Here is a 554-nt window from a genome sequence, read left to right as displayed (position 1 = left end):
AACGACTGTTTGGGGTTGTATAGTCAAGTAATTAAGTGCATGTGGTGGATGCCTTGGCAGTCAGAGGCGAAGAAAGACGTGATAGCCTGCGAAAAGCTCCGGGGAGGCGGCAAATATCCTGTGATCCGGAGATGTCTGAATGGGGAAACCCACCTGGTATAAGCCAGGTATCGTATGATGAATACATAGTCATACGAGGCGAACGGAGGGAAGTGAAACATCTCAGTACCTCTAGGAAAAGAAATCAATTGAGATTCCCTCAGTAGCGGCGAGCGAACGGGGAACAGCCCATTAAGTCATATCAGTTTTAGTGGAATGCTCTGGGAAGTGCAACCATAGTGGGTGATAGTCCTGTACACGAAAGGGCTGATATGATGATGTCGAGTAGGGCGAGGCACGTGAAACCTTGTCTGAATATGGGGGGACCATCCTCCAAGGCTAAATACTCCTGACTGACCGATAGTGAACCAGTACCGTGAGGGAAAGGCGAAAAGAACCCCTGTGAGGGGAGTGAAATAGATCCTGAAACCGCATGCATACAAGCAGTGGGAGCC

General features: G+C 49.5%; 1 rRNA gene. It reads left to right on the top strand.

Annotation, left to right across the window (positions count from 1 at the left end):
- Window positions 1–21: 21 nt before the first annotated feature.
- A 23S ribosomal RNA gene (locus tag ACTJIX_RS14850) occupies window positions 22–554 on the top strand; the annotation flags it as partial.

Source organism: Acinetobacter sp. 22323 (genome assembly GCF_052044895.1).
Taxonomy (GTDB): Bacteria; Pseudomonadota; Gammaproteobacteria; order Pseudomonadales; family Moraxellaceae; genus Acinetobacter; species Acinetobacter schindleri.
The sequence above is the reverse complement of the archived record's forward strand: the minus strand, read 5'-3'. Positions and strand labels throughout refer to the sequence as shown.